General features: G+C 30.9%; 24 protein-coding genes. 6 read left to right on the forward strand and 18 right to left on the reverse strand.

The annotated features are described in order from the left end of the window. A partial coding sequence (locus NZ841_08265) for a carbohydrate ABC transporter substrate-binding protein (protein ID MCS7202753.1) occupies positions 1-230 on the reverse strand: 230 nt, incomplete at its 3' end. Positions 231-583: 353 nt separating this feature from the next. Between NZ841_08265 and NZ841_08270 the strand changes: the two genes are divergently transcribed. After that, complete coding sequence (locus tag NZ841_08270) at positions 584-1,807, forward strand: homocysteine biosynthesis protein (GenBank protein ID MCS7202754.1); 1,224 nt, start codon at positions 584-586, stop codon at positions 1,805-1,807. Then, positions 1,804-2,217, forward strand: coding sequence for a 4Fe-4S binding protein (locus tag NZ841_08275; GenBank protein MCS7202755.1), 414 nt, complete (start codon positions 1,804-1,806; stop codon positions 2,215-2,217). Before NZ841_08270 ends, NZ841_08275 begins: the two co-directional genes overlap by 4 nt. Here the strand turns inward: NZ841_08275 and NZ841_08280 are convergent. Both NZ841_08280 and NZ841_08285 read right to left on the reverse strand, forming a co-directional pair. Beyond that, positions 2,214-2,912 carry a TrkA family potassium uptake protein gene (locus NZ841_08280; protein MCS7202756.1) on the reverse strand — a complete coding sequence of 233 codons (699 nt, stop codon included), beginning with the start codon at positions 2,910-2,912 and terminating at the stop codon, positions 2,214-2,216. The genes NZ841_08275 and NZ841_08280 overlap by 4 nt on opposite strands. After that, positions 2,913-4,268: a TrkH family potassium uptake protein gene (locus NZ841_08285; GenBank protein ID MCS7202757.1), complete on the reverse strand. Its 1,356-nt coding sequence runs from the start codon at positions 4,266-4,268 to the stop codon at positions 2,913-2,915. It lies immediately after the preceding gene. Between the two features lie 83 nt (positions 4,269-4,351). On the opposite strand from NZ841_08285, the gene NZ841_08290 reads away from it, so the two are divergent. Further along, positions 4,352-5,080, forward strand: coding sequence for a UPF0280 family protein (locus NZ841_08290; protein MCS7202758.1), 729 nt, complete (start codon positions 4,352-4,354; stop codon positions 5,078-5,080). A 24-nt stretch (positions 5,081-5,104) separates the two neighbouring features. Here the strand turns inward: NZ841_08290 and NZ841_08295 are convergent, their stop codons facing one another. The 9 genes from NZ841_08295 to NZ841_08335 form a co-directional block, all read right to left on the reverse strand. Then, positions 5,105-5,641 (reverse strand): DUF5668 domain-containing protein, encoded by a 537-nt coding sequence (locus NZ841_08295; protein ID MCS7202759.1) that lies wholly within the window; start codon positions 5,639-5,641, stop codon positions 5,105-5,107. Continuing rightward, entirely contained in the window at positions 5,642-6,025 is a 384-nt protein-coding gene (locus NZ841_08300) for a DUF2089 domain-containing protein (GenBank protein ID MCS7202760.1), read from the reverse strand. It lies immediately after the preceding gene. 71 nt (positions 6,026-6,096) lie between these two features. Then, positions 6,097-7,329 carry an ABC transporter permease gene (locus NZ841_08305; GenBank protein MCS7202761.1) on the reverse strand — a complete coding sequence of 411 codons (1,233 nt, stop codon included), beginning with the start codon at positions 7,327-7,329 and terminating at the stop codon, positions 6,097-6,099. Further along, positions 7,307-8,455: an efflux RND transporter periplasmic adaptor subunit gene (locus NZ841_08310; GenBank protein ID MCS7202762.1), complete on the reverse strand. Its 1,149-nt coding sequence runs from the start codon at positions 8,453-8,455 to the stop codon at positions 7,307-7,309. The genes NZ841_08305 and NZ841_08310 overlap by 23 nt, the downstream gene beginning before the upstream one ends. Next, on the reverse strand, positions 8,456-9,406 hold the full coding sequence (locus tag NZ841_08315; protein ID MCS7202763.1) for a hypothetical protein: 951 nt from the start codon (positions 9,404-9,406) through the stop codon (positions 8,456-8,458). A gap of 13 nt (positions 9,407-9,419) precedes the next feature. After that, entirely contained in the window at positions 9,420-10,433 is a 1,014-nt protein-coding gene (locus tag NZ841_08320; protein MCS7202764.1) for an ABC transporter ATP-binding protein, read from the reverse strand. Positions 10,434-10,546: 113 nt separating this feature from the next. Further along, a complete protein-coding gene (locus tag NZ841_08325; GenBank protein MCS7202765.1) occupies positions 10,547-11,098 on the reverse strand; it encodes a flavin reductase family protein in 552 nt (183 codons plus the stop codon). A 13-nt stretch (positions 11,099-11,111) separates the two neighbouring features. Further along, positions 11,112-11,756 carry a DUF1571 domain-containing protein gene (locus NZ841_08330; protein ID MCS7202766.1) on the reverse strand — a complete coding sequence of 215 codons (645 nt, stop codon included), beginning with the start codon at positions 11,754-11,756 and terminating at the stop codon, positions 11,112-11,114. A 10-nt stretch (positions 11,757-11,766) separates the two neighbouring features. Then, positions 11,767-12,336: a hypothetical protein gene (locus NZ841_08335; GenBank protein MCS7202767.1), complete on the reverse strand. Its 570-nt coding sequence runs from the start codon at positions 12,334-12,336 to the stop codon at positions 11,767-11,769. Positions 12,337-12,476: 140 nt separating this feature from the next. Here NZ841_08335 and NZ841_08340 point away from each other — a divergent pair, with 140 nt between their 5' ends. Next, positions 12,477-13,130, forward strand: coding sequence for an MgtC/SapB family protein (locus tag NZ841_08340; protein MCS7202768.1), 654 nt, complete (start codon positions 12,477-12,479; stop codon positions 13,128-13,130). Positions 13,131-13,154: 24 nt separating this feature from the next. Here NZ841_08340 and NZ841_08345 read toward each other — a convergent pair whose 3' ends face one another. The 5 genes from NZ841_08345 to NZ841_08365 are packed head-to-tail and all read right to left on the reverse strand — an operon-like array spanning position 13,155 to position 19,354. Beyond that, positions 13,155-13,979 carry an SDR family oxidoreductase gene (locus NZ841_08345; protein MCS7202769.1) on the reverse strand — a complete coding sequence of 275 codons (825 nt, stop codon included), beginning with the start codon at positions 13,977-13,979 and terminating at the stop codon, positions 13,155-13,157. 16 nt (positions 13,980-13,995) lie between these two features. Beyond that, on the reverse strand, positions 13,996-15,405 hold the full coding sequence (gndA, locus tag NZ841_08350) for an NADP-dependent phosphogluconate dehydrogenase (protein ID MCS7202770.1): 1,410 nt from the start codon (positions 15,403-15,405) through the stop codon (positions 13,996-13,998). A gap of 15 nt (positions 15,406-15,420) precedes the next feature. After that, the gene (locus NZ841_08355) at positions 15,421-16,902 is read right to left on the reverse strand and encodes a gluconokinase (GenBank protein ID MCS7202771.1); all 1,482 of its coding nucleotides are present in this window, start codon (positions 16,900-16,902) and stop codon (positions 15,421-15,423) included. Then, a complete protein-coding gene (locus NZ841_08360; GenBank protein MCS7202772.1) occupies positions 16,890-17,894 on the reverse strand; it encodes a D-isomer specific 2-hydroxyacid dehydrogenase family protein in 1,005 nt (334 codons plus the stop codon). Before NZ841_08360 ends, NZ841_08355 begins: the two co-directional genes overlap by 13 nt. Continuing rightward, a complete protein-coding gene (locus NZ841_08365) occupies positions 17,891-19,354 on the reverse strand; it encodes a tagaturonate epimerase family protein (GenBank protein ID MCS7202773.1) in 1,464 nt (487 codons plus the stop codon). Before NZ841_08365 ends, NZ841_08360 begins: the two co-directional genes overlap by 4 nt. Before the next feature lie 259 nt (positions 19,355-19,613). Here NZ841_08365 and NZ841_08370 point away from each other — a divergent pair, with 259 nt between their 5' ends. Together NZ841_08370 and NZ841_08375 are read left to right on the forward strand one after the other, a co-directional pair. Beyond that, positions 19,614-20,777 (forward strand): PLP-dependent aspartate aminotransferase family protein, encoded by a 1,164-nt coding sequence (locus NZ841_08370; protein ID MCS7202774.1) that lies wholly within the window; start codon positions 19,614-19,616, stop codon positions 20,775-20,777. Between the two features lie 23 nt (positions 20,778-20,800). Further along, on the forward strand, positions 20,801-21,862 hold the full coding sequence (locus NZ841_08375; protein ID MCS7202775.1) for a galactose mutarotase: 1,062 nt from the start codon (positions 20,801-20,803) through the stop codon (positions 21,860-21,862). Between the two features lie 10 nt (positions 21,863-21,872). On the opposite strand, the gene NZ841_08380 is transcribed toward NZ841_08375, so the two are convergent. Further along, the coding region (locus NZ841_08380; protein ID MCS7202776.1) for a glycoside hydrolase family 127 protein at positions 21,873-22,519 on the reverse strand (647 nt) is incomplete at its 5' end.

Consider the following 22,519-nt stretch of genomic DNA (forward strand, 5'->3'; position numbering starts at 1 on the left):
TTTAATACAGCTTTTGCTTGAGCACCAGCACCACCTGCAACTGTTGCATTAATTATCTCTACATTGGGATACTTCTTTTTGAAAATATCAAAGAGAGCCTGAAGACCTTCTGCTTCACCGCCAGCAGTCCACCAACTAAAAATCTCAAGTTTACCTTTAAGTTGAGCAAAAGAAGAAAAGCTTATTAAGAGGATAAAAAGAAGAGAATAAACTAAAACTTTACGCCACATGGTTGAATCCCTCCATAAAAAGTTTTTAATGAAGTTTATTAGTTAAGTTTAAAGGTGTCTCACCTCCCAGTTTTTTATTTTCAATAAGAAACTAACCAAGTAAAATTTTAAAATTTTATTTCTCAAATGTCAAGAAGGAAAGGGAGGATAGAAAAATTTTTTAGAGTCTTTAAAAATATAGGGCTTTCATATAAAACTCTTGTATAATTCGGATTATTTTGGTATAATTCCAAGCTAAATCTTTACTTTATTAAATAAAAGGAGGTGATGAAAGTGGTATGGATCATGCCTTGCCCGAAAAGGGCGGTTCAGAGCAATATATATAACAATAATTTTAAGAAGGAGGTTAAAGAATGGCAAAGACTATTGAAGAAATTAATGAGAAAATCCGCCAGGGTAAGGCAGTAGTTGTAACTGCTGAAGAGATGATAGATATTGTTAGAGAAAAGGGGGTGGAGAAAGCAGCAAGAGAAGTAGATGTGGTTACTACTGGTACCTTTGGAATGATGTGCTCTTCAGGTATTTACTTTAATATTGGACATACAAAGCCTAGAATAAAGCTTGGGGGAGGAAAAGTATATTTAAATAATGTGCCTGCATACGCAGGTTATGCAGCAGTTGATATATTTTTAGGTGCTACTGCTCTTCCTGAAGATGATCCTAGAAATAGATACTATCCTGGAAAATTTGTTTATGGGGGAGCTCATGTAATTGAAGAGTTAGTATCTGGAAAAGATATATTGTTAACAGCTATAACTTATGGAACGGATTGCTATCCAAGAAAGACTTTGTCTGCATATATAAATATAAAGGATCTTAATGAAGCAGTTCTTTTCAATGTTAGAAATGCTTATCAGAATTATAATGTAGCAGTAAATCTCTCTAATAAAACTATTTATACTTACTTAGGAATGTTAAGACCTAATTTAGGTAATGCAAACTACTCTTCCGCAGGTCAATTATCTCCTCTTCTTAATGATCCTTTTTATAAAACCATTGGTATAGGGACAAGAATATTCTTAGGGGGAGGAATTGGATATATTGTATGGCATGGAACCCAGCATGACCCCTCAGTCATAAGAGGAGAAAATGGAGTCCCAAGAAGAGGTGCAGGTACTATTGCAGTAATTGGGGATCTTAAGCAGATGAGTCCAAAGTGGTTAAAAGGAGCAAGTATTATAGGGTATGGAGTATCCTTATCAGTAGGTATTGGAGTACCTATACCAGTATTAGATGAAGAAATTGCTTTTTATACATCAGTTAAAGATGAAGAAATATATGCTCCAGTTGTAGATTATAGTAAAGCTTATCCTGAAAGAGAACCAGAAGTTATAGCGGAAGTAAATTATAAGGAATTAAGAAGTGGAGAAATAGAAATTTTAGGAAAAAAAGTTCCTACGAATTCTCTCTCTAGTTATGCAAAGGCAAGGGAAATTGCAAATATATTAAAGGAATGGATAAAAGAAGGGAAGTTTTTATTGACAAAGCCTTCTGCTCCTATTCCCGGGCCAGAATCAGGAATTAAATTTAAGCCCTTCTCGGGAAGAGAATTAAAAGAGGAGGTAGGATCCAAATGAGAACAGAAAGAGTTGTACTACATTTCCCAAAACATTTAGCGGACAAACCTGTAATAGTAAATCTGGTCCGGAAATTCGATTTAGACTTTAATATATTGAAAGCTACTATAACTCCTGATGAGGAAGGAGTTATGGTTTTAGAAATTACGGGTGAAGAAGAGAATTTTCAAAAGGGAATAAAATATTTAAAAGACCTAGATGTAAAAATTCAGCCTTTATCTCAAGATGTAATCTGGGATGAAGAAAAATGCACTCACTGTTCCTACTGTGTTAATTATTGCCCCACAAAAGCACTGCAAAGAGATAAAGAAACATATTTGGTAAAGTTTGATCCCCAAAAATGTACTACTTGTGGTATATGTGTAGATATTTGTCCCTATAAAGCTATGGAAATAAGATTAATAGTTTAAATATTTTCTACCATAAGTAGTTTATTTAAGCTATCCAGTGTTCCCACTATATAAAGAATATCTTCTTGTTCCACTCTCACATCGGGGTGGGGATTAATTATAATATCTCCACCTCGAAGAATTGCTAAAACATTGAGATTATATTTTCTTCTTAATTGTAACTCATCTAGAGTTTTTCCTATCAAATGAGGATTAGGTTTTACTTCAAAAATTTTTACATTAGCAGAAAGTTCCATAAAGTCAATTATATTAGGAACTACTAACCTTTGAGCAAGTAATTCTCCACTTTCTTTTTCAGGAAATACAACTAAATCTGCACCTATTTTTTCTAAAATTTTGCCATGGGCATCATTTACTGCTTTTGCTACTACATATTTTACTCCTAGCTCTTTAACTAATAAAGTTGCAAGTACTGAAGATTGAATATCATTTGCTATTGCAATAATTGCTACATCTGAGTTTTGTACTCCTGCATCTCTTAAGGCATTAATATTAGTAGCATCAGCAACTTTTGCAAAAGAAACATAATCTTTTAATGCTTCTACTTTTTGCTCATTCTCGTCAATAGCTAAAACAGAACATCCAAGTCTTTCCAAGGTAATAGCAACAGTAGAACCAAACCTTCCTAATCCTATAACAGTGAATTGATAAAATCTCTCTTTTGTAAGACCTATTCTATAAAATAAAGACTTCATTTATCCTACACTCACCTCCTCAACAGGATAATCTATTAGTTTTTTGTGATTTATAGAAGAAAGGAGAGCTAAACCCGCAGTTACAGTTCCCACTCTACCTAAAAACATGGTTAAAATAATGATAATTCTTCCAAAAGAAGAAAGTTGGGGTGTTATTCCAGTAGACAGACCTACAGTTCCAAAGGCAGATACTACCTCAAATAGTATTTTTAAAGGCTCAAAAGGTTCCGTTAAAAGTAATAGAAACCAAGAAGATAATACTAAAATTAAAGAAAAGAAGAATACTGCCCAAGCTCTTTTAACAGTTTCCCAATTAAGACTTCTATTTTTAAAATGAACATGCTTTCTCTCTAAGAGAATAGCAAAAATACTTAAAGAAATAACTAAGAAAGTTACAGTTTTTATTCCACCTCCTGTTCCCCCAGGGGATGCTCCAATGAACATAAGAATGATTAATAATAGCCATGTAGCAGGTCTCATTTTCCCAATATCTATAGTATTAAATCCAGCAGTTCTGGGCGTCACACTTTGAAAATAAGAACCTAAAATTTTTCCAGTCCAAGAGAGAGGCTTTAGAGTATTATTATATTCTAAGATAAAGATCATAATAGTTCCAAATATGATTAGGAATAAAGTGGTAAGTAATGCAGCTTTAGAATGTATAGATAGATGATTTTTTCTCTTAGTAATTTTCTGATAAATGTCGTATATGACAAAAAATCCAATTCCTCCTGTGATTATTAATAAAGTTACAGTAAGGTTTAACTGAATATTATCTACATACTGAGTAAAGCTTCTAAATCCTCCTATAAGGTCAAAACCTGCATTACAAAAAGCAGATACAGAATGAAAAATTGCAAATTTTAATGCTTCAATAAAAGAATGATTTCTAATAAAAATAGTAAATAAAGATAAGGCTCCAATTCCTTCAAAGATAAGAACAGTTAATAATACTCCCTTTAAAAATCCAATTATTCCTTTTATGGATAAAGTATTTAAAGAAAACTGAATCATTATTCTTTCTCTCAAAGGAATTTTTCGGTTTAGAAGTATCATCAGAGAGGTTACGAGGACAATATAACTGAGTCCACCAATTTGGATTAAACCCATAATAACTAAATGACCAAAGGAAGACCAATAAGTTCCTGTATCTACGACTACAAGACCTGTTACACAAGTAGCAGATGTCGCTGTGAATAAGGCAGTTAGAGGATCAGTAAAACTGCCACTTTTAGAGGACATGGGTAACATTAACAAAAGAGCTCCTGTAAGAATTACAAATATGAAACTTCGGATGAAAAACCATGCAGGATTATTTCTCCGAAATGGAGATACTCCTGAGTCTAGAATATCCATAGAATTAATTTATTTTTAAAATGCACCTCTTTTCTATATAATAATACATAGAACGTTAGTAATTTTATTACTGCCATTCAAAAATGTCAAATAAATATGTAAAAAGGGAATATAGAAGATACATGAAATCAAGTGATCTTATAAGCTTTCCTGTAAAGATTAAGGAAAGTGATCTTTACATTTTAGCAGAAAAAAATTTAGAAAAAGAAGCAGAAAAGATTCTCGAGTATTACAGAGGACAATTAGAAGAATATATCAAAATAGATCCATTATTCCAAATTACTTTAGAGCCTCATAAGGTTTTACCCTGTGCTCCTAAAATTGCAAAAGAGATGGCATATTGGTCAGAAAAAGCAGGAGTAGGTCCTATGGCGTCAGTAGCGGGGGCTATTGCAGAGTTTGTAGGTAAAGATTTATTAAAACTTTCTTCTCAGGTCATAGTTGAGAATGGAGGAGATATCTTTTTAAGTAGCAAAAAAGAAAGAATAGTATCTATTTTTGCGGGAGAATCTCCTTGGAGTAACAAATTAGGAATTTTGGTTCCTCCTTCGCAAGCTCTTGGTATATGTACCTCTTCTGCCACTGTGGGACCTTCTTTAAGTTTTGGAAATGCAGATGCAGTAGTAATTGTCTCAAAATCTGCTATTTTTGCAGATGCATTAGCAACAGCAGTAGGAAATATGATTCAGAAACCTGAAGATATAGACTTAGGTATTGAATATGCTAAGGGATTTAAAGAAGTATTCGAAGTGATAATAATCTTAGGAGAACATTTGGGAGTTTGGGGTAGATATGAAATAGTAAAGATTTAGGGGAGAATCTTTTTCCCCTTTTCTCTATATAATCTCTACTAAAACTTGAGTATTTTCCTCTTCCACATTAATATCTACAATTCTTCCTCTAAAATCTGGATTATTTATAATTGCTTCAATTTCTTCCGGAGATATATCTATTTTCCCTGTATACTCTTTCCCATATTTACTTGCTAATTTTAACCCCCAACTTAATAGAGATAAGGGAATAATTATATTCACTTTTGTTTTTCCCTTTTCTATAATATTTATCTTCAAAAATCTTTTCTCTTTCTCTAAATTTCCTTCTATTTTTTTTAATAATTCTTCTGCTTCTTCCGCTTTAACTTTTCCTTCCTCAACAAGTTTTAGAATTCTCATTCTTTCTTCTTTCATCTTTTTTCTCCTCCTCCAAATTTTTTCTCTTTTATAAGAATTATAAAGTAGTTTAAGACCAAAATATATAAAAATAAGAGGCCATAATTTTATAAGTTCTCCAATTAGAGGAAATCCAAAATTTTTAGCTATCAATGATAAGCCTAATATAACTAATACTAACCCCAAAAATATTCTTGTAGACATTTAAATATCCTCCTCTTTCTTTTCTTCTAAAAGATTTAAGGCATCTTGAACAGTTATTTCTCCCCTTTCTAATTTATCAATAATCTCTCGAGTCTTTGTTTTTATTTCCTCTTCATCTAAAGGTATTAATCCTATAGATCTTAAAATATTATCTAATCTACTTCTCACTGTGGGATAGGAAATTTTTAATATTCTCTCCATTTCCTTAACATTTCCTCGAGTTCTTAAAAAGAGTTCTAAAAATTCCTGCTCTTCAGGACTTAAAGATGCTATCTTATTAGATAAGAACTCTCCTTCCACGGTTATGTTACAATTATTACATTTTAATCTTATAATTAACATCTCTTTGCCACATATAGGACATCTAATTAAATTGTGGGCCATAAAAATTTAATCTCCTTTTTATAATTTTATAGATTAAATTTTATAAAATTTAAAGATTTATGTCAATATTTTTATTCAGATCTTAAGGCTTGAATAGGATCCAAACTTGCTGCTCTAACTGCAGGCCAAACACCAAATATTAATCCTATAGAAAGAGAAAACAAAAATCCTAAGGCTAATATATTAAGATTTAAGGAGAAGGGTATATCAAAATTAGTAATTATTTTACCAGAAAGCAGTGCCAAAAGGATTCCAATTATTCCCCCAAAAATACTTAAAATAGAAGACTCTACAAGAAATTGAACCAATATATCTTTTTTCTTTGCTCCGACAGCCTTTCTTATACCTATTTCTCTTATTCTTTCCATAACTGATACTAGCATTATATTCATTATTCCAATTCCTCCTACTATAAGGGATACTCCTGCAATTCCAGCTAAAGTAAGGGTTAAGATATTCAATATTTCATTCATAGCAGAGAGGAGGTCTTCTTGTCTCGCAATAACAAAATTGGTTTTTCCTCTTCTTTGTTTTAAAGCAAAGATTAATTTATGACGATAAATCTCTAAGAATTCAGAATTTTTCACTTGCACTGCAATAATATTCAAGTTTTGATCTCCTTTGAAAGAAAATAAGGTTGTTATAGGAATTATTATTCTTCTATCTTGATCTCCATAATTTGAAGAGGAATATCCTTTTTCTTTTAAAACACCAACTATCCTATAATTTTGTCCTCCAATATCAATAAGTTTATTAACTGCAGACTCATAATTTTCTGCAATTTCTTTTGCAATTTTAGGACCTATAATACATACCTTCTCTCTATTTTTAATTTCAGATTCAGTAAAGAATCTTCCTGAAAGAAGTCCCTCTTTAGCAATTATGAGCCCTTCGTTATCAGTTCCTATCACTTGAGCATTTATGTCGATGAATTTATATTTTACAGATAGATAAGAATTAACGAGAGATGATATCAAAATTTCATTTCTAAAAATCTTTCTCAAATAAAGGATATCACTATAGTTAAACAACTGAGGCATTCCTCTATTTCTTCTCCTCTGAGATTCTTCTCGAAGAGTGTTAAAATCTCCATTTGTCTCTATATTAGAAGGAAATATTAAAAGGGTATTAGCTCCTAGTTCCTGCATGACCTGAGTTACTCTATTTTTAGCTCCTTGGCCAATAGAAATTAAAAGAATTACTGTAAATACTCCAATTATTATTCCAAGAATAGTAAGAAAAGATCTAAGTTTATTAACTCTCAAGTTATATATAGAAGATTTAAAACTTTCTAAAATTCTCATTTATTTTTACCCTACTTCCATTTTTTAATTTATTTGAAGGACTTAAAATAATAGTATCTTTCTCTTCTAAACCCTTTACAACCTCTATCATATCACCATGAATATCTCCTAAAAATACTTCTTTTTCTATTGCATGATTATTATTTACAATAAAAACAAAGGTTTTTCCTTCTCTGAAAATAATAGAGTTCATAGGAATAACTAATGCATTTTTCTTAATTCCAACATAAATATCTGCAGAGACTGACATTCCCTCCTTTACCTTGTCACCTAATGCTGGGATTGAGATTTTTACATTATAACCATAACTTCCGTCTTTACTAATAGATGGAGAAAAGGATATACTTTTAACTCTTCCTTCCCATATTCTGTCCCCTAAAGCTTCTACCCTTATTTCTGCTTTTTGTCCTTCTTTTATTTTTAAAACATTAGATTCATCAACTCTTACATCAGCTACTAGAGAGTTTGTGTCCACAATAGTCATTAAAGGAGTAGATGAGGAAGGTGAGTAAAAAAGGTTTAATAAAGAAGAAAGATTTAAAGAGTTTAAATTAGAGAAGTTTAGGTTAAATTGGAATTGTTCTTTAATGATTTGGCCTTCTTCTGCATTAATATTTACTACTATTCCTGAAATTGGGGATTTTATAAGTCTGTTTTCATACATGTTTCTAAGATTTTCATAATATACAGATAGAATATTTTTTAGATTTTCAAATATATTTATATACTCTTGGGAATTTTCTTGGGAAAAGCCAAAAAGAGATCCTAGTATTTTAAATTGATTCTGTAGGGTTTCTTGAGTCTCTAGGGTTTTCATGATTAATTTTAAATTATCTATTTGTTTTTTTATATCCTTGGCATCTATTTCTGCTAGAATCTCTCCTTTTTTAACTTTATCTCCCACTTTTACTCTTAGCTTTAAAAGAGTTCCTGATATCTTAGGATTAATGTCTACTTTATTCATAAAATATAAATTTCCTGTTGTGGATATTATTATAGGAAGATTTTTTTTCTCTACACTTAGAGCTTTAACCTCTATGGGAGGAGTAAAAATATCTGTTAATATATAAAGAAGAGAAAATAATGCAATGAAAGTTACTCCGAGTATTATAAATGCTTTTTTCATTTATTTTCCCTCCAATTTATCTAAAAAATCTTTAAGAAAATTTAAATATCCTTTAGTCCATCCCGCACAAAATTCTAAGGCTTTTATAATAGTATTGTCATATTCTTCTCTAAGAGGAGAATAGTATTCTAAGGTAAAGAACTTCTGATCTGCTTTATACTTCTTTTTTTCATTTATTTCAGGACCGTAATACTTTATTTGTAAATCCCATAATTTCCCCACATAATCTCGAGAAATCCATGCAGCCTTTTTAGCTGATTCTTCAGGATTACTAAATTCTAAAGGTTTAGCCTCTTTTAGTGCTTTTATGTATTTAGGATTCCCAATTTTTATCTGGTACTCTTGATAATCCTCTAGAGTATAATGATGATTTTCTCCTTGAGATATTAGCTTATCTAAATTAAATATCCCCAAAATTACATTTTTTAGGGGCATAGGATAGGCATGGAAGGGCATACTAACATCTTGAAGATAATGAAGACTATAAGCAAAAAATCTAAATCCCCAATAGTAATCTTTTTTCATAAAAGCTTCTTTTGCTAAATTCCAAAAATGAAGAGCTCTTTTAGGGGCTTCTCCTAAAATCCATAAACCTTGAAAGGTAATAAAATACATATGTCTCCATCCAGAACTTCCCCCTGTTAATTTCTGCATAGAATTTAAGTTTATATTTTCGTCCATTCCTTTATCTGGCTCTTCTATGTATCTTGTAATAATAGTAATAGCAGAAATTTTATCCCCAATTTTCTCTCCTCGATAGGAGATTACATAGGAAGGGTTATATATAGAAGGATCATTATAAGTATAAGGAGTCACTTCTATATTGTCATATTTTTGAAGCCATGGAAATTGTTCTAATATAATCTCCGTCATCTCTTTATGAGCAGACCAAGAAAATAATGGAGTTATAAAAAGTATAAAGACCAATACAATTAAAGTAAATTTTTTCATAATAGACCTCCTTTTACACTATTCTCTTTTCATTATCAGGATCAAAAAAGTAAATTTTTTGAGGAAGATTTAAATAAACTTTATCTCCAATTCGAAATGCATTTTCTCTTGGAATCTGAATCTTTAAATTTAATTTTCCTATTTCTATGTGAAGGATTTGAAATTTATCTGAAGGAAGACTTTCTATAAAAAATATTTCTCCTATTAAATTTGTAGGATTCTTACTGATTTCAATTTTGGAAGGGTGAAATCCTAAGATTATCTCTTTCTTATTATATTTAAAGGGAATTGGAATTTCTAAGTTGTTAAAAACAAATTTATTATTTATTACTTCTCCTTTAATAAGATTCATAGGAGGCACACCAACGAAAGAAGCAGTAAAAGCATCTTTTGGTTCTTCTATAAGATCCTCATAGGTTCCTACTTGTAGTATTCTTCCCTGTTTCATTACTGCAATAATATCTCCTAAGGCTTGTGCTTCTCTTTGATCATGAGTAACATAAACTGTAGTTACTTGAAATCTTACAAGTAACTTTTTTATTTCTGTTCTTGTTATAACTCTTAATTTTGCATCTAGGTTAGATAATGGTTCGTCCATGAGCATCAAAGTAGGATTTCTTACAATACATCTTCCAATAGCAACTCTTTGTTGTTCTCCACCTGATAAAGTTTTTGGTTTTCTTGGCAGAAGTTCTTCAAATCCGACTCCTAGAATTTTTGCGGTTTCTCTTATTCTTTCATCTATCTCTTTTTCAGGTCTTTTTCTTATCCAAAAATAAAAAGAAAGATTCCCACGAGCTTTATAGTGAGGATATAGGGCATAATTCTGGAAAACCATTCCAACTCCTCTATCTTTTGGAGGAAGATCATTTACCAATTGTTCATTGAAATAAATATTTCCTGAATCTGGTTTTTCCAGTCCTGCAATTACTTTTAATAATGTAGTTTTGCCACATCCTGATGGTCCAATAATACAGAGGGTTTTCCCTTCAGGAATAAAAAGATCTACCTCTCTTAGAGCATAAATTTTCCCTTGTTCTGCTTCAGGTAAATCTTCTAAAACTCTTTCTCTTTTTCTTCTAAAAAGAGTAAATTCTTTCTCGATAGGAAAAGATTTTGTTATTTTTTCTAACTTTATACTTACCCCAAAGTTATCTTTTTTACCTCCTTACATGTGGTATAAGTATCTTGTCCTAAATACATAGAGGGATTAAATTTATCAAGATTATATACTTTTTCAAATTTATCCTCTTCTACTTGAGCATAAACTACCTTGCCTATAACTAATAAATGATCTCCTTTTATATCAATGATATCTTCTAAAACACATTCTATATGGGCTATGCATTCTTTTATTAAAGGCGCTTTGACTTTATTTGCTGGAATTGGAGTAAGATTTGCTAATTTAAATTTATCATTATCTCTTCCTGATACTTTTCCACAGATTAAAGTTGCGTTAGAAAGTTCATAGGGAGGAATATTTATAACAAATTCTTTAGTTTCTTTAATAAGTTGAAGAGTAAACCTTTCAGGCCTAAGACTAAGAACAACTAGGGGAGGATTAATACTAAAGGGAATAATCCAAGAAGCAGTCATAATGTTTTGTTTACCTAAATTGCTTACACTTGTAACTAAAAAAGCAGGAAGGGGATGAAGTAAATATATAAAATTATGTTTTAACTCTTTGTACATTTTATCCTCCTTTCTAAATTTCAAAAATATTAGGATCGAAGATAGGATTAATTTTATAATTTTTATATGTTCTTCTATGAGTCAAAACTTTAATTCCATTATAATCTTCATATTGTTCTAATTGAATGGGGATAAAGTTTTTATCTATATAAAATTTCTGAGAAAGAAAACTGTGAGTTCGATCTTTGCTAGAGCCCATTTCTAAAACAAAGCAGGAAATTCCTAATATTCTTTCTTCTTCCATAAGTTTTACTGGTTTTTGAGTTATCATTTGTATTATATAGCCTAAGCCCATTTCATCATATCTTTTCTTCTTGATATTTAAAATTAAAGGATCATCAAGATTCAATGTCAAAGGTACTATTTTTAATAATCCTGGTTTTTGCATTCTTGCTCTTCCTTCCTTTATTACAATAACTGCTCCTTTATCTTTTCCTTCTAGTATATTGTATCTATAAGTATTAGGTTTTTTAAAATAAAATTCAAAAATAAAAAACTCCTCCTTGTTTCCTTCTCTACTATATACTTCTAATATGCTACTAAAAGTGTTTATTTTATTATAAGTATCTAATACCTCTCGAACAATTTCTTCGCTGGTTATCCCAAAAGAGATAAAAAAAATCAAAAGAAAAATAGTTAAGAATTTAAATAGTTTCATATTCTATCCTCTATAACTTAAGAATCCATTCCCAATCATATTGGGAAGATAAAAAGGTTCCTTTTTGATAGTTTAATTTCTCAGTTTCAAGAAGTACAATCATCTGTTTTGCAAAGGCCTCTTGATCCTTTTTGACTATGAAATCCTTTATAGCTTGATAAGGAATACTAATAAATAATGTTTTTCCTAGAAAGGGATCATTTTTATCCTGTACCATTATTATTATATTAATAGATGTTTTAGGAGGTAATAGTATATCATTTATGAGAGATAATAGTTCCTTTAAAACTCTATTTGCTAATGTAGGATAAGGTAATCCCTTTTGGCTTGTTTTAGTATAACAAGAGATATTAAGGCCTATAATAGGATGGTAAAGAATAGTTCCGAATTTGAAAGTATCATCAAAGGCTCTTATATTTTTTTCGAAATTAGACTTGTAAATTTTGCTAAAGGATTCAATATGAAGAACAAATACTGTTCCAGGTTTTGAGACTGTTGCCGTAGAAGTTTGGGTCTGGGAAAAAGAAGAACTCAAAGCTAAAATTACAAAAATAAAAAAGATCCATATATTTTTTTTCATAATATTACCTCCGTTTTTTTATTATTATATACCAAAATTTTAGACAAAAGTTTTGTCTAAAATATTTTTTTTACTTTTTTATGGAATTTGGAGAAATGGGTAGGATTATTTTCTATACATGTGATATAATTTAAAAATCAATGATAAACGATTTTGATATTATTTTTAGACTTTTATTGTCGATATTATTAGGAGGCTTAGTAGGTTGGGAAAGAGAGAAAGAAGAGAAGCCTGCAGGCCTTAGAACTCATATTTTAGTCTCTCTTGGTTCTACCTTAATAATGATAGTATCCGCATATGGATTTTTGGGAAAATATCAAGCAGATCCAGGAAGAATTGCTGCACAGGTAATAACTGGTATTGGCTTTATAGGTGCAGGAACCATATTAAGGACAGGATCAACCATAAAGGGACTTACTACGGCTGCAAGTATATGGACTGTATCAGGAATTGGTTTAGCTATTGGAATAGGTTTCTATTTGCCTGCAATTTTTACTACTCTATTGGTGGTGGCAACATTGATTTTTGCTCGTAAGTTAGAGATATCTGTCATTGGTAGTCATAGACTTCTTTCTCTAAGATGTGTAATAGAGGATAAACCTGGTTCCATTGAAAATATAGGTAATTTAATGGAAAAATTAAATGTAGAAATAAAGAAAATTGAACTTTTATCCTATAAGGAAGGTAGAATAATTTTAAATATTTTTCTAAAGCTTCCTGCAAGATTTTCGGAGAAAGAATTAATAACAAAAATTGCAGAACTTAATAATGTAAAAAGAATAGAATGGATTTAAAGGTGGGGAGAATCCCCACCTTATTTATACCCCAGAGTAAGCATTAAATCCACCATCTACAGGAATAACTGCTCCTGTTACAAAGGAGCTTGCGGGAGAAGAGAGCCAAATTATAGTTCCAATAAGTTCATCGGGATCTCCAAATCTTCCCATAGGAGTGTGATTAATAACCGCCTGACCTCTTGGTGTTAAATTTCCATTTTCATCTAAAAGAAGATATCTATTTTGTTTTGTCAATAAAAATCCAGGTGCAATAGCGTTTACTCTGATTTTTGGGGAATATTCTTGAGCAATATATACTGCAAGCCATTGAGTAAAATTACTTACAGCTGCCTTTGCTGCTGAATAGCCTATGGTTCTTGTTAATGGTCTAAAAGAAGCCATAGAGGAAAAGTTAATTATTACTCCACCATCTTTATTTTCTAACATCATTTTCCCAAAGACTTGGCTAGGAATTATGGCTCCTCCAAATAGATTTAAATCTATTACTTTCTTTAAAGCCTCAATAGGAAGGTCAAAAAAAGATACTTCTTTTGATGTGGTTGCAGAAGGAATGTTTCCTCCGGCAGCATTAAGAAGAATATCTACCTTTCCAAATCTTTCCTTTACTTTTTGAGCTACTTCTTCAACAACTTTCTTATCTAAAACATCCATGTAATATCCTTCTACTTCAATTCCTTCTTTTTTCAACTCTTCTATTCTTTCTTCTAAGGAAGTAATATCTGTTATGACGATTTTTGCTCCTGCTTTACCTAATCCCTTTGCAATGGCACCTGCTAAAATCCCTGAACCTCCCGTAAAAACGGCGACTTTATCTTTTACTGAGAAAAGTTCTTCTACATAGCTCATCTTTCTCTCCTCCTTTTTAAAATTCTTCCCATTGAATATGAAAAATTCCTTCTTTATCTTTTCTTTCAAAGGTATGAGCACCGAAAAAGTCTCTTTGAGCTTGAATAAGATTTGCAGGAAGATCTTCTTCGATTAAGCTCAAGAAGTAATCTAAAGAGGAATTTAAAACCAAGGTTGCTATGTTAAAATCTTTTGCAAGTTTTGTTATATTTTTTATAGAATCTAATTTATCCTTAACAAAAGAGATGGATTTTTCACTATTTAGAAGATTCACATTTTCAGGATTTTCATTAATAATTTCTCTTAAAAAGTTTAGAATTTTCGCCCTTATTATACAACCTCCTTTCCATATTCTTAGTACTTCTGAAAGATTTATTCCGTAATCAAAAGCTTTACTAGCAGAACTTATTAACCAAAGTCCTTGAGAAAAGGCCATGAATAATGCAAAAAGAAGAGATTTCTCTAAATCTTTAAGAATTTTCTCTTTTTCAAGGAGGATGTTTGAGTTAAGTATAGAATACTTTTTAGAAAGATCCTTTCTTAAATCTTTAAAGTAAGATAAAGTTCTTGCTTCTACTGCAAGATTTAGAGAGGGAGTAGGAACTCCAAGATCTAATGCGGATTGGGCAGTCCATTTTCCTGTTCCTTTTTGTTCTGCTTTATCTAAGATTAGCTCTACAAGGGGAATTCCTTTTTCTCTATCAATATATCTCATAATCTTATAAGATATCTCCATTAAAAAGGAATTTAATTCTCCTTTATTCCAATTTTCAAAAACATCTCCTATCTCGTAAGAGTTCATCTTTAAAGCTTTCCTCATAATATCATAAGTTTCAGCTATAGCTTGCATATATGCATATTCAATACCATTATGAACCATTTTTACAAAATGTCCTGCAGAATCTCTTCCTACAAAAGTACAACATGGACCATCGTCGGTCTTTGCAGAGATTTTTAATAGAAGGTCTTCTACCATTTTGTATGCTGTTTCAGAACCTCCAGGCATCAAAGAGGGACCATATAGTGCTCCATATTCTCCTCCTGATACTCCCATTCCTAGATATAGAATCCCCTTTTCCTTTAACTCTTTAATCCTTCTTGAAGTATCTAAATAATGAGAATTTCCACCATCAATTATCAGATCACCAGGATCTAAATAGGGTAAAAGATCATTAATCATCTCATCTACAGGATTTCCAGCTTTTACCATAAGAATTATCTTTCGTGGTTTCTCTAAAGAATCCACAAAGTTTTTTAGATCATAACATGGAATTATCTTTTCTTCCTTTACTTTCTCTTTTAAGAATTCCTCTGTTTTTTTAGGAGTTCTATTATATACTGATACTGAATAACCTTTCCTTGCGATATTCAAGGCAAGATTCTGCCCCATTACTGCTAATCCCACTAATCCAATATCTCCCTTCATTATTTTATTCCCCCTTTATAAATTATTGTGCCTTTCAAAGGCTTCTTTTAAATTCTTAACTAAAAATCTAAAAAATTCAAATTTATTTTTATAATCTTCAACGAGATCTTCAGAAGGATAATATACATTTTTAATTCTAACTAATTTTTCTGTTGCTTCTTCTAAGCTTTTGAATTTTTTTAATGCAGTATATCCTAAAATCGCAGAACCTAATAGTCCTGCCTCTTCAGATTCTGTTACCTTTATAGGCATATTAAAAACTGAGGCAAATATGTTCATCCAAAGAGAAGATCTTGTTCCTCCTCCTCCTGCCCTAAGCTCTTTTATTTCTATATTATTTTCTCTTAGAGCGTCAAAAGCCATTTTTAAGGTAAAAGCTACTCCCTCTAATCCTGCTCTTATCATGTGATTTTTATTATGAAAACTTTTTAATCCAAAGAATACTCCTGAGGCTATATTTCCTATTTCAGGATATCTTTCTCCTGTAATAAAGGGGAGAAAGAATAGGTTTTTAGCATCATCCTTTTGGGCTTCAAAGGTTAATTCTTCATAAGAAAGATTAAAAATATTATCTCTGAACCATTTTAAAATAATTCCAGCATTATTTATTGCTCCTCCTATATACCATTTATTGGAACATAGAAAATATGCTTGAAATCTCATGGTTTTGTCTTTATCAATTACTGGTTTGGGATATGCGACTCTAAGCATTCCAGTGGTTCCTATATTTATAACTCCCACAGAATCTCCCATAGCACCTATCCCAAGCCCTACTGCTCCTCCGTCATAAACTCCGGTAAGAACATAAACTTCTCCCTTTAATCCTAAAAGCTTACTACTTTCTAAAGGAAGTTTTCCTAGAATTTTTTCGGGAGGAACAATTATAGGAAGATTTTCTTCTTTTATTCCTAAAAATTCTAAAGGATAGGGATCCCATGTAAGGGTATGAACATTCATAAGCTGTGTTGATATGGATTGACTTGGTTCTGTATATAAATCTCCCAGAAGTCTTAACAAGAAATAATCCTTAGAACCTATATAATATCTTGCTTTTTCAAATATTTCCCCTTTCTTTCTTTTTAACCAATATATTCTTGAAAATGGATAGATAAAAAGGGGAGGGCATCCTGTTCTTCTATATAATTCTTCAAAATCTACTAATTTGTATAGTTCCTCAAAGGTTTCTCGGGATCTTAAATCTAAAAGAGTAATAATGCCTGTGAGAGGTTTTAAGTTTTTGTCCAATGGAAGAAGTCCAAACATATAAGAAGAAAGAGTAAGAAGAGATATTCTATCCTCATATCCTGAAACTATCTCTCTTACTAAAAGGACAAATATATTAAAAATTTCTTCAGGATTATGTTCTGCCTTTCCTGAATTATCCTTTTCTATAGGAAGTTCTTTACTTTTAACTCTCAAAAGATTTCCATATTCATCAATAATTCCTGCTTTAATATTTGTGGTTCCAATATCTACAGCAAGAATTAACTCTTCCATGGCTCTCCCTCTAAGACTTCCTTATTTATTACTTCTTCGGGAATCTCTCCTCTTAAAACTCTCTCTACATCAGAAACAACTTTATCTCCCATAGCTTTTAAAGCCTCATAAGTATATGCAGATATATGAGGAGTTATTACCACATTCTCAAATTTTAATAGAGGATGATTTTCATCTATAGGTTCTCCCTCCACTACATCTACTCCTACCCCTCCTACTTTGCCTAATTCTAAAGCAGAAATTAATGCTTTTTCATCAATCAATTCTCCCCTTGCTGTGTTAACTATAAACACTCCATCCTTCATAAGGGAAAATTCTTTAAAAGAAAGCATATGATAATTCTCAGAAGTTAGTGAACAGTTTAAAGAGATAATGTCAGAATTTTTAAGAAGTTCTTCTAAACTTACTTTTTCTCCTCCTCTTTTGGCTATCTCTTCTTCCGAAAGATAAGGGTCATAAACTAAAATTTTTGCATCAAATCCTTTTTTCAATATCTCTCCCACTCTACTTCCAATATTTCCAAATCCAATTACTCCTACAGTTTTTCCTTTTATCTCCCATCCAATAAATTTTGCTCTTTCCTTCCATTTACCTTCTTTTACCTTCAAAGATGCTTCTCTTATTTTTCTTATAACACTCATTAATAGAGCAATTGCAGTTTCTGCTACTGCTTCTCTTTCTATCTCTCCACTCACTTTTGTTACAATTACTCCTTTTTCTGTGGCACTTTTTATATCGATATTATCGTATCCTATTCCGTGCCGGGTTATTAAAAGAGTTTTATCCTTATAATCAAAAAACTCTTTGTTGTAATATGGTTTTACACTAGCGATAATGATAGAAAATCCCATAAGTTTTTCTGCCAATGTTTTTCCATTTATGTCTTCTGGAAATTCAAATCTTTCTACTTCTCCTAATTTTTTTAACCTTTCTATATGTTCTGGAAAATATTTCCCAAAACTACTGGAATTAACTATAGCTATTTTTATCATTGTGATTCCTCCTCAAATAAAATTTTTAAATGATTTTCAATATTTTCTCTTACAAATTCATAATGTTCCTTTTCATGTCTATCTAAAATATCATATATTTCTTTTTTCTTCTCATCCAAAATAACCCCATAGGATATGTGAAATAGCTGTTTCACCTCCGGTTTTTCAAAGAATACTAAGGGATCCCCTTGGACTTCTTTAGGAAAGTCTTCTTTCTTTATAGATACTTTATATGCTTTTTTACTCTCCTCTAAATTATTTAATGCAATAAGATAAAGTTCAGAAAATAGCTGTGGATCAAATTTTGCAATAACTTTTACTCCTTGAAGCCAGCTAGTTCCAGAGGTCTTTATATGAAAGTTTTTCTGGGTAATTTCTGAAAGAATCTTATATATAGAGAACTTATCACTTCCAGAGTGGAGGCTTAGTCTATAACCTTCAATTTTTTGAGAAAGGATATAATGCTTTTTTAATTCATAAGAGAAAATTTTAATATCTCCCTGATAATCTAGAGCCTTTTGAAACTCTCCAGGAAACTTAGGGGCTAAACTCCAAAAATCTATTCCTTTTTCGTGTAAATACTCTGCGACAAACAAATGATCTTCTAGTGTTGTATCTCTTTCTCCTTCATCTATAGATACTTCAAGATCAAAATCTTTAATTTTTTCTTTTAAGTTTATATATACCTTTTCTATAAAATCTAAGCCTCTTTCGTAGATAATTGCAGATTCACATAGTCTTTCTTCATTAAACTCATAATACTCTTGGGAGGATATGTTTAATTTTTTACCCTTATATTTCTCGATAATTTTTTTGCTTAAAGAAGAAATTCTCCTAAACCTTTCTTGAAGTTCGTTTTTCTTAAGATTTTCAATCTTTTCTAAAAAATCGCTAATATCTAAAGTATACATTGAAAATCCTGCATTTATTCCTTCTTGCAAATAATATTCATCTTTTATGTGATCAGCGTCCGCCCCAAATCTTCCTTGATATCCTGACTCTAAAACTCCTAAAACTCCTTTTAAAAGAACATCTTTAAAATCTCTATGAGTTTTTATTAGTTCGCGAGGTGATTGCTGAGAGATAACAGGAAAAATTGAATAATTTTTTAGGGCTTTTAAATGAGAAGAAGATACAAGACCCAATCTATCTCCAGTTCCAAAGGAAGTTTTTTTATCACAAGGAGAGGGAGAAATATTTATAATTTCTTTAAGTTTTAAATAATTTTCAAAGGAAAGGGGATAAAAATTTATATATAAATCTAGGGAATCAATGAATAAATCTTGAGGATAATGGGGCTCTGATAGATAAAAATTATTTTCTTTTTTCAAAATTCCTATTTTCTTTTCTCCATTTGTTTTTGCAATAAATAAAGATACATTATCTGTTATTTTTCTTAAGGAATCCTCATAAAATTCCCAATTGTATCTTTTTAAAAATTTTTCCAATTCTTCTTTCATAACGTTCCTCCAATAGTTTTAATTTTTGCATATAAATAAAAAAATGCACTTAAATAAAGTTTATCATATTCTCCTTAATCTTACAAGGAAAGATGGTAGCTTTAGGAAAATATTAAAGTAATGTAATTAAAATATTTTTTTTGTAAAGATAAAATTCTAGAAATTAACAGAGAAAGTACCTAAACCCCAAAAATTTTTTAAAAATACTAAAAAAATGTTGTAAAATAAATTAAAATATCCTAATGAATGGAGGTTATAAATGACTAATCTTGAAACTATAATGATACATTATGAAGAAGACAATTCTTCTTATTTTGGAGCTATTGTACCTCCAATTTTTGAAAATTCCAATTTTGCCTTTACCTCTTATGAAGAGTTAGAAAATTACTTCTTAAAAAAGATCCCCAAATATGTTTATACTCGAGAGGGAAATCCCACCATTGAAATTTTAGAGAAGAAATTAGCTTTATTAGAAAAAGGGGAAAGAGCAAAAGTTTTTAATGCTGGAGTTAATGCTCTTACCTCTGTTATTCTTTCTTTTGTAAAATCTGGGGATCACATTTTAGCAGTCAAATCTTTATATAACCCCACATATGAGTTTCTTACCAATTGGTTAATAAAATTTAATATTGAAACCACCTTCTTTGCTCCAGAAGATGTTGAATATTTAGAAGAGTTTATTAAGGAGAATACAAAATTAATTGTTATAGAAAGTCCAACTAGTTTTCTCTTTGAAGTTTTAGATTTATCGAAGATATCTAAGGTAGCTAAAAAATATAGTATATATACAGTTATAGACAACACTTGGGCTACCCCCTACTTTCAAAATCCTATTGATTTTGGGATTGATATAGTAGTTCATTCAGCAAGTAAATATTTATCAGGGCACAGTGATATAATAGCTGGAGTAGCTATATCAAATGAGGATTTAATAAATAATGTAGAGAAAGAGAGAGAATTAAGAGGAGGTAATATAGGTCCCTTTGAGGCTTGGTTAATGTTAAGGGGTTTAAGAACTCTTCCTATTAGAATGAGGGAACATCAAAAGAATGCATTAATTGTAGCAGATTATTTAGAAAAGCATAATCGAGTATTAAAAGTAAATTATCCTGGACTTCCTTCCCATCCTCAACATAGTTTAGCAAAATCTCAAATGAAGGGTTTTAGCGGTTTATTTTCCTTTGAAATTGAAGGTAGCGAAAATCAGGTGAGAAAGTTTTTAAATAGTTTGAAATATTTTAAAATAGCAGTAAGCTGGGGAGGATTTGAGAGTTTAGTTTTTCCTGGAAAATACGCTTTTACTCCTAAAAGAAAGGATGGAGTAAACTTACCCGAAAATCTTATTAGAGTTTCTGTCGGTTTAGAGGATCCCTATGATTTAATAGAAGATTTAGAGAATGCCTTAGATAAGGCTTATAAATAATTTTTAAAAAGGAGGAGTCTTTTATGAAGGATATCCATATAGAAAAGTCTTTTTATGGAATTACAGAAGAGGGTATTCCTGTGGATCAGTATACATTAATAAATAAAAATGGTCTAATTATGAAGATAATAACCTATGGAGCGACTATTACAGAGCTTTGGGTGCCTGATAAAAATGGAGTTTTAGAAGATATAGTTTTAGGTTTTGATACTCTTTATGAATATGAAAGTTCTAATAATCCATATTTGGGATGTATTGTTGGAAGATATGCGAATAGAATTGCTAAAGGAAGATTCATTATTGATGGAATTTCTTATCAGCTTGCATTAAATGATGGTGAAAATTCTCTTCATGGTGGTGTTAAGGGTTTCCATAGAAAAGTCTTTAAAGCAATTCCAATGAAGCTTCCTTCTGGACCAGCTCTGAGGTTAAAATATTTGAGTCATGATGGGGAGGAGGGTTTTCCTGGAAATCTTGATGTTTCAGTTACATACATCCTTACTAATGATAATGAAGTTGTTATAGATTATATTGCTACTACAGATAAGCCAACAATAATAAATTTGACAAACCATTCTTATTTTAATCTTTTGGGAGAAGGAGTAGGGAATATATTAGAACATGAGCTTATGATTTTAGCTAAAAATTATACAGCAGTAGATAACACCTTAATTCCTACTGGAGAGATAGTATCTGTTGAAAACACTCCCTTAGATTTTAGAACTCCAAAAAAAATAGGTGAAAAGATAAAAGAACTTAAATATCCTCCTTTTAACGGTTATGATCATAATTTTGTACTCGATAATCAAACAGGAAAACTTGCTCTGTGTGCTACAGTTTATGAACCAAAAAGTGGAAGGGCGATGGATGTATATACAACACAGCCTGGAGTTCAACTTTATACTGGTAACTGGTTAAATATAAAAGGAAAGGGCGGAAAATATTATAAAGAGTACTCCGGATTTTGTCTTGAAACTCAACATTATCCTGATTCTCCCAATCATCCTAATTTCCCTAATGTGATTCTCCGCCCTCAAGAAATATATAAAGAAACTACCATTTATAAATTTTCAGTAAAAATTTAAAAATAAAAATTTATATCTTCCTAACCCATACCTGCATAGGACCTGGTTCCCTATTAGCCCAGGCAAAATATGGTATTGCTATAAACTCTACTTCTTTTCTTTTTGAGTTTATATCTTTTAATGAATAATATAAATTCTTCTTCCAAGTATTGGATTCTACAATGCCACCTTTACCTCGTACTACTACCACTCCATCTAAAATCGGTTCAAAGGAAGAGGTTAATGGAAAATGAGTGAATACCTCAAGATCACATATATTAAAGGGATTATCAACCTGCTCCAAACAATATACTATTGGTCCTCTTTTAATTGCTACTTTTCCTATATTGTTAATGACCTTAGGATTAGAAACTACAAATTCAGATTCCATAACAAGATTTAACCTTAGAATATCTCCTTTTTTCCATATTCTCTCAATTCTTGCGTATCCATTAATTATATTGGCAGATATTTCCTCGTCATTTATAGATAAAGTATATCTTCTGCACCAACTAGGAATTCTTAAGAAGATACTGTATTCTCCTTCAGTATTAATGTGAAATTCTACTAATCCATCCCAGGGATATTGAGTTTTAACTTCAAATTGTATTTCTTTTCCATTCCAATCTATACGAGCAATATTAGAAGTATAAAGATGAACCCAAACTCCATCAAAGG

Source organism: Dictyoglomus sp., from assembly GCA_025060475.1.
GTDB lineage: Bacteria > Dictyoglomota > Dictyoglomia > Dictyoglomales > Dictyoglomaceae > NZ13-RE01.

Coding starts and splice junctions, on each gene's coding strand:
- NZ841_08270 (MCS7202754.1), top strand. CDS start 584: ATGGCAAAGACTATTGAAGAAATTAATGAGAAAATCCGCCAGGGTAAG.
- NZ841_08275 (MCS7202755.1), top strand. CDS start 1,804: ATGAGAACAGAAAGAGTTGTACTACATTTCCCAAAACATTTAGCGGAC.
- NZ841_08280 (MCS7202756.1), bottom strand. CDS start 2,912: ATGAAGTCTTTATTTTATAGAATAGGTCTTACAAAAGAGAGATTTTAT.
- NZ841_08285 (MCS7202757.1), bottom strand. CDS start 4,268: ATGGATATTCTAGACTCAGGAGTATCTCCATTTCGGAGAAATAATCCT.
- NZ841_08290 (MCS7202758.1), top strand. CDS start 4,352: ATGTCAAATAAATATGTAAAAAGGGAATATAGAAGATACATGAAATCA.
- NZ841_08295 (MCS7202759.1), bottom strand. CDS start 5,641: ATGTCTACAAGAATATTTTTGGGGTTAGTATTAGTTATATTAGGCTTA.
- NZ841_08300 (MCS7202760.1), bottom strand. CDS start 6,025: ATGGCCCACAATTTAATTAGATGTCCTATATGTGGCAAAGAGATGTTA.
- NZ841_08305 (MCS7202761.1), bottom strand. CDS start 7,329: ATGAGAATTTTAGAAAGTTTTAAATCTTCTATATATAACTTGAGAGTT.
- NZ841_08310 (MCS7202762.1), bottom strand. CDS start 8,455: ATGAAAAAAGCATTTATAATACTCGGAGTAACTTTCATTGCATTATTT.
- NZ841_08315 (MCS7202763.1), bottom strand. CDS start 9,406: ATGAAAAAATTTACTTTAATTGTATTGGTCTTTATACTTTTTATAACT.
- NZ841_08325 (MCS7202765.1), bottom strand. CDS start 11,098: ATGTACAAAGAGTTAAAACATAATTTTATATATTTACTTCATCCCCTT.
- NZ841_08330 (MCS7202766.1), bottom strand. CDS start 11,756: ATGAAACTATTTAAATTCTTAACTATTTTTCTTTTGATTTTTTTTATC.
- NZ841_08335 (MCS7202767.1), bottom strand. CDS start 12,336: ATGAAAAAAAATATATGGATCTTTTTTATTTTTGTAATTTTAGCTTTG.
- NZ841_08340 (MCS7202768.1), top strand. CDS start 12,477: ATGATAAACGATTTTGATATTATTTTTAGACTTTTATTGTCGATATTA.
- NZ841_08345 (MCS7202769.1), bottom strand. CDS start 13,979: ATGAGCTATGTAGAAGAACTTTTCTCAGTAAAAGATAAAGTCGCCGTT.
- gndA (MCS7202770.1), bottom strand. CDS start 15,405: ATGAAGGGAGATATTGGATTAGTGGGATTAGCAGTAATGGGGCAGAAT.
- NZ841_08355 (MCS7202771.1), bottom strand. CDS start 16,902: ATGGAAGAGTTAATTCTTGCTGTAGATATTGGAACCACAAATATTAAA.
- NZ841_08360 (MCS7202772.1), bottom strand. CDS start 17,894: ATGATAAAAATAGCTATAGTTAATTCCAGTAGTTTTGGGAAATATTTT.
- NZ841_08365 (MCS7202773.1), bottom strand. CDS start 19,354: ATGAAAGAAGAATTGGAAAAATTTTTAAAAAGATACAATTGGGAATTT.
- NZ841_08370 (MCS7202774.1), top strand. CDS start 19,614: ATGACTAATCTTGAAACTATAATGATACATTATGAAGAAGACAATTCT.
- NZ841_08375 (MCS7202775.1), top strand. CDS start 20,801: ATGAAGGATATCCATATAGAAAAGTCTTTTTATGGAATTACAGAAGAG.